The organism is Corticimicrobacter sp. (assembly GCF_040137905.1).
In the GTDB taxonomy this organism is placed as follows: Bacteria; Pseudomonadota; Gammaproteobacteria; order Burkholderiales; family Burkholderiaceae_B; genus Corticimicrobacter.
On sequence record NZ_JBEFDG010000073.1, the window covers coordinates 1 to 12,893 of the forward strand.

The 12,893-nt window shown below is 58.1% G+C and carries 12 protein-coding genes; 4 read left to right on the plus strand and 8 right to left on the minus strand.

Annotated elements, in window-relative coordinates:
* Window positions 1-55 precede the first annotated feature (55 nt).
* Both ABN482_RS12655 and ABN482_RS12660 read left to right on the plus strand, forming a co-directional pair.
* Complete coding sequence (locus ABN482_RS12655) at window positions 56-415, plus strand: RidA family protein (RefSeq protein ID WP_109062877.1); 360 nt, start codon at window positions 56-58, stop codon at window positions 413-415.
* Window positions 416-585: 170 nt separating this feature from the next.
* Complete coding sequence (locus ABN482_RS12660; RefSeq protein ID WP_349504335.1) at window positions 586-963, plus strand: tudor domain-containing protein; 378 nt, start codon at window positions 586-588, stop codon at window positions 961-963.
* Between the two features lie 97 nt (window positions 964-1,060).
* On the opposite strand, the gene trpC is transcribed toward ABN482_RS12660, so the two are convergent.
* The 8 genes from trpC to hutC all read right to left on the minus strand — a co-directional run bounded on the left by trpC (window position 1,061) and on the right by hutC (window position 9,224).
* Entirely contained in the window at window positions 1,061-1,855 is a 795-nt protein-coding gene (gene trpC, locus ABN482_RS12665) for an indole-3-glycerol phosphate synthase TrpC (RefSeq protein ID WP_349504336.1), read from the minus strand.
* Between the two features lie 6 nt (window positions 1,856-1,861).
* Entirely contained in the window at window positions 1,862-2,887 is a 1,026-nt protein-coding gene (trpD, locus tag ABN482_RS12670) for an anthranilate phosphoribosyltransferase (RefSeq protein ID WP_143859471.1), read from the minus strand.
* Window positions 2,888-2,910: 23 nt separating this feature from the next.
* Entirely contained in the window at window positions 2,911-3,477 is a 567-nt protein-coding gene (locus ABN482_RS12675; RefSeq protein WP_349504337.1) for an aminodeoxychorismate/anthranilate synthase component II, read from the minus strand.
* A gap of 410 nt (window positions 3,478-3,887) precedes the next feature.
* Window positions 3,888-5,972 (minus strand): TonB-dependent receptor plug domain-containing protein, encoded by a 2,085-nt coding sequence (locus ABN482_RS12680; protein ID WP_349504338.1) that lies wholly within the window; start codon window positions 5,970-5,972, stop codon window positions 3,888-3,890.
* Window positions 5,973-6,165: 193 nt separating this feature from the next.
* The gene (locus ABN482_RS12685) at window positions 6,166-6,555 is read right to left on the minus strand and encodes a hypothetical protein (protein ID WP_349504339.1); all 390 of its coding nucleotides are present in this window, start codon (window positions 6,553-6,555) and stop codon (window positions 6,166-6,168) included.
* A gap of 31 nt (window positions 6,556-6,586) precedes the next feature.
* Window positions 6,587-7,666 (minus strand): YncE family protein, encoded by a 1,080-nt coding sequence (locus ABN482_RS12690; protein WP_349504340.1) that lies wholly within the window; start codon window positions 7,664-7,666, stop codon window positions 6,587-6,589.
* Between the two features lie 227 nt (window positions 7,667-7,893).
* On the minus strand, window positions 7,894-8,526 hold the full coding sequence (locus ABN482_RS12695; RefSeq protein WP_349504341.1) for a HutD/Ves family protein: 633 nt from the start codon (window positions 8,524-8,526) through the stop codon (window positions 7,894-7,896).
* Window positions 8,523-9,224, minus strand: a complete 702-nt coding sequence (hutC, locus tag ABN482_RS12700; protein ID WP_349504363.1) for a histidine utilization transcriptional repressor HutC — start codon at window positions 9,222-9,224, stop codon at window positions 8,523-8,525. The genes ABN482_RS12695 and hutC overlap by 4 nt, the downstream gene beginning before the upstream one ends.
* A 350-nt stretch (window positions 9,225-9,574) precedes the next feature.
* Between hutC and hutU the strand changes: the two genes are divergently transcribed.
* Window positions 9,575-11,248, plus strand: coding sequence for a urocanate hydratase (hutU, locus tag ABN482_RS12705; RefSeq protein WP_349504342.1), 1,674 nt, complete (start codon window positions 9,575-9,577; stop codon window positions 11,246-11,248).
* A 68-nt stretch (window positions 11,249-11,316) separates the two neighbouring features.
* Window positions 11,317-12,846, plus strand: coding sequence for a histidine ammonia-lyase (gene hutH / locus ABN482_RS12710; protein ID WP_349504343.1), 1,530 nt, complete (start codon window positions 11,317-11,319; stop codon window positions 12,844-12,846).
* Window positions 12,847-12,893: the final 47 nt, after the last annotated feature.

Below are 12,893 nucleotides of genomic sequence, written 5' to 3' on the forward strand. Positions count from 1 at the left end.
ACCCGTGCCGGACGATCCTGTGCCGGCACGGCATTCTCAAGGGGAGTACTACAACATGACACAACAAGCCATCCAGCGCATCGACAGCAACGAGCGCCTCAGCCGCATCGTGATTCATGGCGGCGTGGCACATATCGCCGGCGTGACCGCCTCGGACAGCAAGGCCGATATCCAGGGCCAGACGCGTGACGTGCTGGCCAAGATCGACGGCTATCTGGCCCAGGCCGGTACCGACAAGTCGCGCCTGCTGACCGTGCAGATCTGGCTCAAGGACATCGAGCGCGATTTCGCCGGCATGAATGCCGCCTGGGGCGAGTGGGCCGACCGCAGTGCCTTGCCGACGCGTGCGACCTGCGAGGCCCGGCTGGCCCGTCCGGAGCTGCTGGTGGAAATCATCGTCAGCGCGGCAATCTGAGAACGTGTAAACGTTGGATCAGACAGGGCAGTGCCGGAGGGATTTTTATTCTGTGCCTGCTCTGCTGGTTTTTTTGATCGAGTGTTCTGAATACCCAGTTTCAGGGATTTTCTTGAAATTCTGGCGTCCTTAGAATGGCAACCTTGTGCTTTTGTAATGGAGGTTGCCGAATGATGCGAAATCCCATATTCATATTTTTGGTGGCTTTTGCCGCGGCGTTCGGTTCTGGTGCTGCCTGTGCGCAAACAGCGGGTGACTGGGTGCTGGGTAATTTCCAGGGGGCCGGACGATGGTATCCGGGTATTGTTCAAAGCACCTCCGGAGGGCAGGTGATTGTTCTGTACGATGATGGAGATACCGAAATCCTGCCTGCGAGCAGAGTGCGGCATTACAACTGGATGGTGGGGACGCGAGTCGAATGCAATTACCAGAATCAGGGCACCTGGTACCCCGGAAAAATCGCATCCCTGTCGGGAGAGAGGGTGGGTATCAATTATGACGATGGCGACAAAGAAATCACCCGCACCGGTCTTTGTCGTTCAAGGTAGTCGAGATTGATGGATGTATTGTTGCCTTGCCCATTTCTCGGAAATGCAGCAAGGCAACTGTCTGTGACACGGGTGTGAAAGATGCTGCGGCAGTCCGTCAGGCCTGTCCCATCAGTTCGGCCAGCGCAACACCCGGATCGGCTGCCCGCATGAAGGCCTCACCGATCAGGAAGGCATGCACTTCATGGCTGCGCATCAATTGCACATCTTCGGGTGCGAGGATGCCGCTTTCCGTGACCACGCGCTTGCCGGTCGGGATGCGGGGCAGCAGCTCCAGCGTGGTCTGCAGCGATGTCTCGAAGGTGCGCAGGTTGCGGTTGTTGATGCCCAGAAGGGGGGTCTGCAATTGCAGCGCGATGTCGAGTTCGTCGGCATCGTGTACCTCGATCAGTACATCCATGCCCAGAGACAGGGCGCAGGCTTCCAGCTCCTGGAGTTGCGACAGGCCGAGTGCGGCGGCGATCAGCAGCACGCAGTCGGCACCCATCGCCCGCGCCATGATGATCTGATAGGGATCGATCATGAAGTCCTTGCGCAGCACCGGCAGCGGGCAGACCGCGCGAGCCTGGCGCAGGTAGTCGTGCGAGCCCTGGAAAAACTGTACGTCGGTCAACACGGACAGGCAGGCTGCGCCGTGTGCTGCATAGGTGGCCGCGATCTCGGACGGCGCGAAATTCTCGCGCAGAATGCCCTTGGAGGGTGAGGCTCGCTTGATCTCGGCGATCACGGCCGGCTTGCCGGCGGCGACCTTGTTCTCGATGGCCTGGATGAAGCCGCGCACGTCCTGGCGCGCCTGTGCCTCGCGCAACAGGTCGGCCTCGCTGCGCAGCAGCCGCGCCTGGGTGACTTCTTCGGCCTTGACGGCCAGGATCTTTTGCAGGATGTCGCTCATGGGGGGTCAGAACTTTTTGGTGAAACTGCAGAATTCGTCGAGTTTGGCGCGTGCCGCACCGCTTTCCAGCAGTTCGGCAGCCTTTTGCAGGCCGGCATCAATGGAGGGGGCTCCATTGCCAGCGTAGATCGCCAGTCCGGCATTGAACAGCACGATATCACGCGCCGGTCCGGGCTGGTTGTTAAGTGCCTGAAGGACCAGGTCACGGGATTCTTCGCGGTTGCCGACCCGGATCGAACGGTTCGATACCATCGACATGCCGAAGTCCTCGGGATGGATCTGGTATTCGCGTACCTGGCCGTCCTTGAGTTCGCCGACCAGGGTGCTGGCCCCCAGGGAGGCTTCGTCCATGCCGTCCATGCCATGCACGATCAGGACATGTTTCGAGCCCAGGCGCTGCAGGGCGCGTACCTGGATGCCGACCAGATCGGGGTGGAAGACGCCCATCAACTGGTTGGCCGCACCTGCCGGGTTGGTGAGCGGGCCGAGGATGTTGAAAATCGTGCGTACGCCCAGTTCCTTGCGGATGGGCGCGACATTCTTCATGGCTCCGTGATGCGCGGGGGCGAACATGAAGCCGATGCCGATTTCCTCGATGCACTGTGCCACCTGCTCGGGGTTGAGGGCCAGGTTGGCCCCCAGTGCTTCCAGCACGTCGGCGCTGCCCGACGAGGATGAGGCGCTGCGGCCGCCATGCTTGGCGATGCGCACGCCTGCGGCGGCGGCCACGAACATGGCGGTGGTGGAAATATTGAAGGTGTTGCTGCCGTCGCCGCCGGTGCCGCACATGTCGAGCAGACTGTCGGGATCGGCCACGCGTACCGGCGTTGCGAACTCGCGCATGACCTGGGCGGCGGCAGTGATCTCGCCGATGGTTTCCTTCTTGACGCGCAGGCCGATCAGCAGCGCGCTGGCGGTCTGCGGCGACATCTCGCCGCGCATCAGCATGCGCATCAGGTGCAGCATTTCATCGTGAAAAATCTCGCGGTGCTCGATGCAGCGGGTCAGGGCTTCGGTAACGGTGATGCTCATGGGACTGTCCGGTATCTTTGCGTTCAGAGGGTCAGGAAATTGCGCAGCAGGTCATGGCCGTGTTCGCTCAGGATCGACTCGGGATGGAACTGTACGCCATAGACAGGCAGCTCTTTGTGACAGATGCCCATGATTTCGCCATCTGCTGTTTCGGCAGTGACGCGCAGGCAATCGGGCAGGGTGCTGCGCTCGATCGCCAGGGAGTGGTAGCGGGTAATGGTAAAGGGAGATGGCAGATTGCGGAAGATGTCGGTGCCGGCATGGGTGATCGGCGACGTCTTGCCATGCATGATTTCCTTGGCGCGCACGATGTCGCCGCCGTAGGCCGCGCCGATCGACTGATGGCCCAGGCAAACGCCCAGGATGGGCACCTTGCCGGCAAAGTGCTGGATCAGCGGTACGGAAATGCCGGCCTCGGCAGGCGAGCAGGGGCCGGGCGAGACGCAGATGCGCGCCGGGGCCAGGCGTTCGATTTCCTCAAGGGTGATCTGGTCGTTGCGCGCCACATGGACGTCTTCGCCCAGTTCGCCGAAATATTGCACCAGGTTGTAGGTGAACGAGTCGTAATTGTCGAGCATCAGCAGTTTCATGGCATTGACTTATTGATTTTGAGATCGGGGCGGGCGTGATCCTGGCGGGGCAGGCGTATTGGACACTTCGTGCAGGCTAACGCCATGCGCGCAGGTGCCGAGACGGCACGTTGGTCGTCTGGCCGGATGTATCGTGTGCAATGGTGAGGCGGTGTGATGGCATCAAAGCAGTCTCCTGTGTTTGGGAGCCGCCGTGCCGGGAGAGCGATCTGATTGAGCCTTGCTTTGCCGGTTCGGCGGCAAGGTGCGGCGTGGGGCCGCAACGACGTGCCGCTTCTAGAAGAAGCGCCACCACCAGCGGAGTCGGGACGTCGTGTACGAGTTCATCCGGATATTATAAACATGACATTTCGGCCTGTCGATTTTCTGCGAGAGCAAAAGATCATATGCAGGCCGATATCCGAACTGTTCTAGAACGTCAACCGCATGGTCAGTTCGACACTGCGCCCGGTTCCCGGCAGTTCGTCAAGTGATGCGCGATATTCCTTGTCCAGTACATTGTTGAAATGTACGCCGTAGCGCAGACTGTCATTTTGTCCTAGGGAACCGCCAAACGCGACATTCAATGTTCCCCAGCCCGGCAGTCGGGTCGTGTCAGGGGCTGCATCGGTGCCGGTTGTCAGCTTCTGATCCGTCGCTGCGCGCACGAACACATCGCCCCAGACATCTTTGCCGACTAACCTGCCTTCGTAACGAACGCCCAGTCTTCCGGACAGCGTGGGCGTGCCACTGTTATATGTGTTCAAGGATGGTTCGTGCAGCTCGCGCTTGATCCATGTGCCGGACAGGTAGGGCGTGAATGATGTGCCTGGCAACTGGTATTCGGCCGCCAATTCCAGACCGCGAGTATCTGCCTTGTCCATGTTTTTGTAGATATAGTCGCTGACCGTGGCGCGATCGGGGCAGCCTGCACCGGCAGCGCTGCACGATACGTTGCTGGTGATGTAGTTCTTGGCCCTGGCAAAGAATACGGCACCGTCGAGCATGAGCCCGTCCGCGTTGTAGCGTGTGCCAATTTCGATATTGCGCGAGGTTTCGGGTTTCAGACCGGGGTTGCCCAGCGTCACGGCTCCCCGTCCGGCAGTGGTGTCAGTGAACAATTGCAATAACGTGGGCATGATGTAGCCCTCGGAGTACAGGGCGCGCAGCGTAGTTGAGGGCAACCCCGTATATGTCAGCCCAAGAGACTTCACGGTACGGCTGGTGGTTTCTGCGCCATAGCCCGCGCGTTCGGGACTGCTGGTGGACTTCAGCTTGGTTTGCACGTTGTAGTAGCGTAAACCTGCCGTGAGTTTGACATCCGGTGTCAGTGTCCACTCGTCTTGCAAAAAGGCCGATGTGGTGCGGATGGATGCCCGATCCTGGTTGTGTGTGATGGTCGTGGTTGGACGGCCGAACACCTGACTGACCGTCGTGGATGTTTTATGGGTATCCAGGTCATCCATCAGGTAATGAATGCCGGCAATCGTGTAGTGGTCAGGATGAAATTGCAAATCCACCTGGGCCGTACCGCCATAGTTTGTGTTCTGGTCATCGGATGTTGATGTCACCCCGACTTTCACTACCGGCATGGGCTGCATGGTCACGTGATTGCTGAACAGGCGGTCAATGACCTGGTAGTACATATCGGCATGTACCTTGCGTACCACTGAACCCAGATCGCTGCCGTCGTAGAACAGGCCAACCTTGCGACGCTCGCGCTTGGGCAGTTCGATACGGAAATCGGTAATGGGATAGGTCAGTGTGTCCGGATCGGTCCAACTGTCAGTGCTGAGTTCATGGCGATCAGCCTTCAGGCTCAGGTAGTGGTTGCGATTTTCGCCAAACGCATAGCCCAGGTGCAGTGCCAGGTTGTCGTTGTGATAGGACGAACCATCCAGCCTGCCGGTCGATGTGTAGCGCCCTACAGGCACCTTGCGGTCTTCGTGGTGATCGGTTTCGCCCGAAATCCGGTAATCGAAATCATCAAGTGTTCCGGAGACTGCCGCCCACCCCTGCGTGCCCCGGGTGCCGGAGTAATAGCTGCCGCCCAGCTCCAACTGAATTGGCTGTGCCGCACCGCGTTTGGTAATGATATTGACAACGCCACCGATCGCCTTGGCTCCGTACAATACGGATGCCGGGCCACGAACAACTTCAATGCGTTCGACGCCGGACGGATCCACCAGAAGTGGTGTGCCGTAGGTGCTGTGATCCGTGATTTCCTGACCGTCAACCAAAATAGTGACGCGCCGTGAAGACTCTCCGCGGATACGAATACGCTTCATGCCGGCAGCAGATGAGTCGACGACTTCGACACCAGGCACATCACGCAGCATTTCAGCAATGCTTTCCGGCGCGCGCCGTGCGATTTCCTCTTGATCGATGACAGAGACCGATGCCGGGTTGTTTTGAATAGAGGTTTCTGTGCGGGTTCCCACGACAGTAATGGTGTCCAGCCAGGTGGTGTCGTGAGTCGACTGGGCGTTGGTGTTCCACGGCAGGGCAGCCAGCAATGACAGCGCCATAGCGCGCGGGCGGAACAGATTGGGGCAGGGTCTCGAACTACGGCGAGACGAGGAATGACACATCATATGGGGCTCCTGAAAGTCTTGCTCCCGCAGCGCCGCCCCGTATCACTGAAGCGGCGCTACGGACAGACTGGCCAGGATGTCAGGCCGAACAGGTGCAACTTGCCGTGTGATGTCCTCATGGCCGAGTGCCAGGAGCATCCTGCAGTAGTAAGGATTGTGTCGAGGTGGCGCAGTAGCTGATGGTATTGTCGTCCTCATCATTGCTGTTCTTGCATGTGTGCCCTGGCGGTAGCACCATGATGCTGGCCTGTTGCGGATCGATTTGGATGACATAGTGCATGTGCTGTGTCTCCGGAGAACCATCATCATGGCTGAAAGAGGTGAATCTGGCCGTTGATTGCCGACATGCGATTTGCTGGATTCGGGCTCCAGTGGTTTCCAGTACGGTGCGTACCATGAGTGAACGGCGTTCACATTCTTCCATCGATGCTGTGTTGACGAAAGCGGCTGACATTTGACCACTCTCGAGCAAGGTCAATACAACCATCAAAATATTGATACTCATTTGGTCCTGCCTCTTGTGGCGTGCACCGGGTTTATGGGGTTGGACTATCCCGATCCAGTGAAATGCGCAGTATCTGCTCTTTGGCACCCGCGACGAATTCTTCGGGGTTCCACTGCTTGCTGAAACCCTGCTTCAATCCCACATACAGAGCGCTTTCATCAGCGGCCAACGCCATCATGTTGGGGAATACATGAGCAGGGATCTGCTGCTTGATCTGGTAGGTCTTCCCATCGACGACGCTGATGGTGCCGCTACGGAAGTTGCTGACATACACCTCATCATGCTTGGCGCTGTAGGCCAGTGTGACGGCCCCGGTTCCTGTCGGGACGAATGCCAATTGCCTGCCGCTGTCATGATCGAATACGTATAGGCCATCGCGTTCGTCAGTGGCATCGGCCCGTGGCTGGTGTATGAATTGTGAGGCAAAGATGCGTCCGCCCCTGGAATCTACAGCGAGTCCTACCAAGTTGTTCACACGCGGTCGAACCTGATCATCCAGGACAATTGTGCGGATGACCTGGTGTGTTGCCGGATCGATTTCATTGATATAGTCGGAGCCGGCGGTATAGATATGCTGCGTATGGCGATCCTGGTGCAAGGCATAACCCACTGACGGGAAGGCATTGGCAACTTCGCCTTTGATTTGCAGCGTGTCATCGTCCAGTACAAGCAAGCGGTAGACCGAATGCTTGCTGTCGTTTTCCTCGACTTTTCCGATGTAGGCTACGAACAGTTCACCGGTTTTTTCGTTGTGGATGACATGGCGCAGGTGTTCATCCTGGGGCGCGCTGGGTTCGACATGCAAGCGTTCGCTGCTTGCCACGATGTGGCCGGTTTCAGGATCGACTTTGCTGATGCGCAGCGATGCTGCCTGCGTATGACCAATATACAGCCATGACCCCTGCGCATCCTGTGTCAGCGAGAATGCGCGGTACGGCATGCGGTAGCGCCCTTTGATTTCAAGGGATTGCCCATCAAAGGCATACAGGTAGCCAATATTGTCAGCCCGGCGCTCACGATCGATAACAGACGCGAATACCGCACCCGTAGGCGCGTTGTATTGCAACTCGTACAACCCTTCTTCCGGCTGTTCGAGATAGTTGGTGCGCATCCAAAGGCGGTCCTTGTCAGATTCTGGTGGTGAGGCCCCAAATACGGAACCGGTCATGCCCAGTGCCAGTGTGGCAACAAGGGTTGCGGCAATGCATTGTGATGATTGCTGGCGCAGTCTGTTTAGCATGGGGAACCTTGGCAAATATAGAATCAATAATGATATTCATCACTATTAACTATATGCGGGCAGTCAGGATTGGCCCATGACTTGGGTCAAGGCTTTCTCTATCGGTATCCTTGCGGTGCCAGTTCAGTGGTGCACAGGAGATACAACTCAATGATGCAGGCGCTTGCTGTATCGGGCGAGCAGGCACACTCGATTTGCGTGCCTGCTGTGTCGATGCGCAGGCAGTCGTAGCGGATGGGAAGTGGATGATCCTGCCCGTCGATCCGGCACGACATTGGGGCGGTGCCGGTATTGAGAATCAGGACCTTTGATGCATCGCTGTGAAAGCGTAGATCCGCTGGGCTGGTCATCCATCTCAGGCGTGCCCGATACCGGGTGGGTGCATACATCAGGTTGAGGTCCCGGATGGGGCCGTCCAGCAGTCTGCAGTGCACCTGATCGTTACCGGAAAAGGCGAAAGGCTGGTGTGGATGCAGCACTACGTCGGGTGACCGGCCATTGAACGTCAATGCCATGCCGGTGCCTTCAAGGACTGCAATGATCCGTTGCAAGCCGCCGAAATGGGAAAAGGCACCGTCCTGCGCAACTTCGGCAATCGATATTCGCCAGTCGAATCCGGCATCGCCATCACACGTCTCGCAGGCGACCTCATGGGTGATGCCGCCACCGTTGCGCCAGGGCATGGACGGGTAGTCTGCAGCCCGATAATGCCTGACCTGCACATTGCTCATGTTGTGAATTTTCCTTCCAGATGATGTCGTGATCCTGGGTGGATCAGGCGTGCGTATGACACCGCCTGATCCCCGGACCATGTGCGACGGCGGATCAGCAGGCATGGTTCGTCAGGCTCAATGTGCAGCAGGGCGCATTCATGCGACTTTGCCAGCACGGCCTCGACCCGATGCTCGCCGGCAGTCAGCGGGGCGACATCGGAGAGGTAGGCATAAGGGGTGGTTGCGATGAAATCCTGCTGCAGGTAGTCAGGAGCCATCTGGACATTGACGTAACGGTCTTCGAGCTGGATGGGAATGTCGTTTTCGTAATGCACGATGATCGAATGGAACACGCTCTGGCCTTCACGGATTTCCAGTGCCAGTGCTTGTTCGCTATTGGCCGTTTCCTGCTCCAGGTGCACGATGGTGCTGCTGTGGCGATGATGCCGGGCCTTGATTTCATCGGCAATGCTGTTGACGGAAAAGAGTGCGGAACGGCCCTTGCGCTCTGCCACGAATGTGCCGACACCCTGCACCCTGACCAGATAGTTCTCGGCGGTCAGCTCGCGCAGTGCACGATGAATGGTCATCCGACTCGCGCCGAACTCATTGACCAGCTCGTTTTCTGACGGGATGCGGTAATGCTCTGGCCAGGTACCCGTTTCGATCTGGCGCAGGATCATCTGTTTGATTTGCTGATACAGCGGCAACATCATCTGATCCTTCGACCGCGCGGCAAATCCTCGTTCCGGTGTGGGCCTGGAGTGAGTCATGGTTGTTTTCCTGTGGCGGGCCATCACCGCGCCAAGTGTTTGTTTTGTGACATGCAGCTCTGCATTCAAACGCAATATCCTGGCCAAGGCAAGGACCCGGTGCCTCCAAGGGTACGGAAGACAGGTAACCAGGCAGGCAGGATTCAGTGCCTGAATCGGTCATTTTATTAGGGTAATCACTAGTCCGAAATCAACTTGTATTGGGTTGTATATACAACACTATGCATCTATGATTTCAGCCTGACAACGTTAAGTCTGAAGTTTGAAATAACCGGATAAGGATACCGCTCGAAATGTCGAATCGATACCGCAATGTCGAAATCCGTGCTCCACGAGGCACGCAACTGACAGCCAAGAGCTGGCTGACGGAGGCTCCACTGCGCATGCTGATGAACAACCTGGATCCAGAGGTCGCGGAAAACCCGAAAGAGCTGGTTGTCTACGGTGGAATCGGACGGGCTGCCCGCAATTGGGAATGCTATGACCAGATCATTGAGGCGCTCAAGGCGTTGAACAGCGATGAAACCTTGCTGGTGCAGTCGGGAAAGCCTGTCGGGGTCTTCAAGACGCATGCTGATGCCCCGCGCGTGCTGATCGCCAATTCGAACCTCGTTCCACACTGGGCCACCTGGGCGCATTTCAACGAGCTGGATGCCAAAGGGCTGGCAATGTATGGCCAGATGACGGCCGGTTCGTGGATCTATATCGGCAGCCAGGGGATTGTGCAGGGGACTTATGAAACCTTTGTAGAGGCAGGTCGCCAGCACTATGGCGGCGATCTGACAGGACGTTGGGTGTTGACTGCAGGGCTGGGTGGCATGGGGGGGGCACAACCCCTGGCTGCCACTTTGGCAGGGGCATGTTCTCTGAATATCGAATGCCAGCAAAGCCGCATCGATTTTCGCCTGAAGACCCGCTATGTCGATGAACAGGCCATGGATCTGGATGATGCCTTGGCCCGCATCGAGAAATATACGGCAGAAGGCAAGGCGATTTCAGTTGCCTTGCATGGCAATGCGGCAGAAATCCTGCCTGAGCTTGTTCGTCGGGGTGTGCGGCCGGACATGGTGACAGATCAGACCAGCGCCCACGATCCACTCAATGGCTATTTGCCGGCGGGCTGGACCTGGGAAGCGTATCGTGAGCGGGCGCAAGCCGAGCCTGCGGCGGTCGTCCATGCTGCCAAGCAATCAATGGCTGCGCACGTCAGGGCAATGCTGGCCTTTCAGCAGCAGGGTATTCCGACGTTCGACTATGGCAACAACATTCGCCAGATGGCCAAGGAAGAAGGGGTGGAAAACGCCTTTGATTTTCCTGGTTTCGTACCGGCCTATATCCGTCCCTTGTTCTGCCGGGGGATCGGGCCATTTCGCTGGGTGGCACTGTCAGGCAATCCGGAAGATATCTACAAGACGGATGCCAAGGTCAAGGAATTGATTCCTGACGATGCGCATCTGCATCGTTGGCTGGATATGGCACGCGAACGCATCAGCTTTCAGGGCCTGCCAGCGCGTATTTGCTGGGTGGGGCTGGGCCAGCGTGCCAAGTTGGGACTGGCCTTCAATGAAATGGTACGTACGGGCGAAGTGTCTGCGCCTATCGTGATTGGCCGAGATCACCTGGATTCCGGTTCGGTAGCCAGCCCCAACCGTGAAACCGAATCCATGCAGGATGGCTCCGATGCCGTGTCCGATTGGCCTTTGCTGAATGCCCTGCTCAATACGGCAGGGGGGGCGACCTGGGTTTCCTTGCACCATGGCGGCGGGGTCGGCATGGGGTTTTCCCAGCACTCAGGCGTCGTGATCGTATGCGACGGTACAGACGAGGCGGCTGCACGGATTGCCCGTGTGCTGCATAACGATCCTGCCACGGGTGTGATGCGTCATGCCGATGCGGGCTATCAGATTGCGATCGATTGCGCGCATGAGCAAGGGCTGAACCTGCCCATGATCAATGCCAAAAAATAATCATGTACCAAGCCCGCTGTCTCTTAAAGGACAGCGGGCTGTTTCTTGTAAGACAAGGAGTGACTGTAATGAATCTTCACATCAAGCCGGGGCATTTGACGCTTGCTGATTTGCGCCTGGCCTATCAACAGCCGGTGACGCTGACACTGGATCGCAGCGCGGACCAGGCCATCGAGGCAAGTGTGGCTTGCGTCGAGGGTATCCTGGCTGCAGGCCGGACGGCCTATGGCATCAATACAGGCTTTGGTCTGCTGGCTTCAACCCGCATTGCCTCGGCCGATCTGGAAAAGCTCCAGCGTTCGCTCGTCCTGTCCCATGCTGCTGGTGTGGGGGAGGCGCTGGATGACGCATTGGTGCGACTGATCATGGTGCTCAAGATCAATAGCCTGGCGCGAGGCTACTCCGGCATACGCCGTAAGGTCATTGATGGCTTGATCGCTTTGGTCAATGCCGGTGTTTATCCCCACATTCCGCTCAAGGGCTCGGTGGGGGCCTCTGGTGATTTGGCACCCCTGGCGCATATGTCGCTGGTGCTGATTGGTGAAAGCAAGGCGCGTTACCAGGGGCAATGGTTGCCCGCTGTAGACGCGCTCAAGATCGCTGGCCTGGAACCGCTGACGCTGGCGGCCAAGGAAGGCCTGGCACTGCTCAATGGTACCCAGGTGTCTGCTGCATATGCGTTGCGTGGCCTTTTCGAGGCGGAAGACCTGCTGGCTGCCGGCCTGGTTTGCGGCAGCCTCAGCGTGGAGGCTGCTCTGGGGTCGCGGGCACCATTCGATGCGCGTATCCATGCTGTGCGTGGGCAACAGGGCCAAATTGATGTGGCGGCCGCCTATCGCGAGTTGCTGACGCAAGAGAGTGAGGTCGGGTTGTCGCATGAGAATTGTGAAAAGGTGCAGGATCCCTATTCCTTGCGCTGCCAGCCCCAGGTCATGGGTGCCTGCCTGACGCAACTGCGTCAGGCGGCCGAGGTCCTTGAGGTCGAAGCCAACGCCGTATCCGACAATCCGTTGGTGTTTGCCGAGGAAGGCGATGTGATTTCCGGTGGCAACTTCCATGCAGAACCGGTCGCGATGGCAGCCGATAACCTGGCGCTGGCACTGGCGGAAATCGGTGCGCTGTCGGAGCGGCGCATTTCGCTGATGATGGATAAGCACATGTCCCAGTTGCCTCCTTTCCTGGTGGATAACGGCGGCGTGAATTCCGGATTCATGATTGCCCAGGTCACTGCTGCGGCACTGGCCAGTGACAACCTGGCGTTGGCGCATCCGGCCAGTGTGACGAGCTTGCCTACTTCGGCCAACCAGGAGGATCACGTTTCGATGGCACCGAATGCAGGCAAGCGACTTTGGGCCATGGCCGAGAATGTACGGGGAATTCTCGCGATCGAATGGTTGGGTGCATGCCAGGGCCTGGACTTCCGCAAGGGCTTGAAAAGCTCGGCCAGGTTGGAGCAAGCCCGCCATCTGCTGCGCAGCAAAGTTCCGTATTACCAGGAAGACCGCTTTTTTGCGCCGGATATCGAGGCCGCCAGTACCTTGCTGGCGGCAGGGGGGTTGAACAATCTGGTGCCGGCAGGTTTGTTGCCTAGCCGCTGACCCTGCCATGAGTGGGCAGCGCATGGAAAAAAGGTGTTGCCCGCAGG

Excerpts from the sequence above, each read along its gene's own strand:
- ABN482_RS12655 (WP_109062877.1), top strand. The coding sequence starts at position 56 with ATGACACAACAAGCCATCCAGCGCATCGACAGCAACGAGCGCCTCAGC.
- ABN482_RS12660 (WP_349504335.1), top strand. The coding sequence starts at position 586 with ATGATGCGAAATCCCATATTCATATTTTTGGTGGCTTTTGCCGCGGCG.
- trpC (WP_349504336.1), bottom strand. The coding sequence starts at position 1,855 with ATGAGCGACATCCTGCAAAAGATCCTGGCCGTCAAGGCCGAAGAAGTC.
- trpD (WP_143859471.1), bottom strand. The coding sequence starts at position 2,887 with ATGAGCATCACCGTTACCGAAGCCCTGACCCGCTGCATCGAGCACCGC.
- ABN482_RS12675 (WP_349504337.1), bottom strand. The coding sequence starts at position 3,477 with ATGAAACTGCTGATGCTCGACAATTACGACTCGTTCACCTACAACCTG.
- ABN482_RS12685 (WP_349504339.1), bottom strand. The coding sequence starts at position 6,555 with ATGAGTATCAATATTTTGATGGTTGTATTGACCTTGCTCGAGAGTGGT.
- ABN482_RS12690 (WP_349504340.1), bottom strand. The coding sequence starts at position 7,666 with ATGCGCACCAACTATCTCGAACAGCCGGAAGAAGGGTTGTACGAGTTG.
- ABN482_RS12695 (WP_349504341.1), bottom strand. The coding sequence starts at position 8,526 with ATGAGCAATGTGCAGGTCAGGCATTATCGGGCTGCAGACTACCCGTCC.
- hutC (WP_349504363.1), bottom strand. The coding sequence starts at position 9,224 with ATGATGTTGCCGCTGTATCAGCAAATCAAACAGATGATCCTGCGCCAG.
- hutU (WP_349504342.1), top strand. The coding sequence starts at position 9,575 with ATGTCGAATCGATACCGCAATGTCGAAATCCGTGCTCCACGAGGCACG.
- hutH (WP_349504343.1), top strand. The coding sequence starts at position 11,317 with ATGAATCTTCACATCAAGCCGGGGCATTTGACGCTTGCTGATTTGCGC.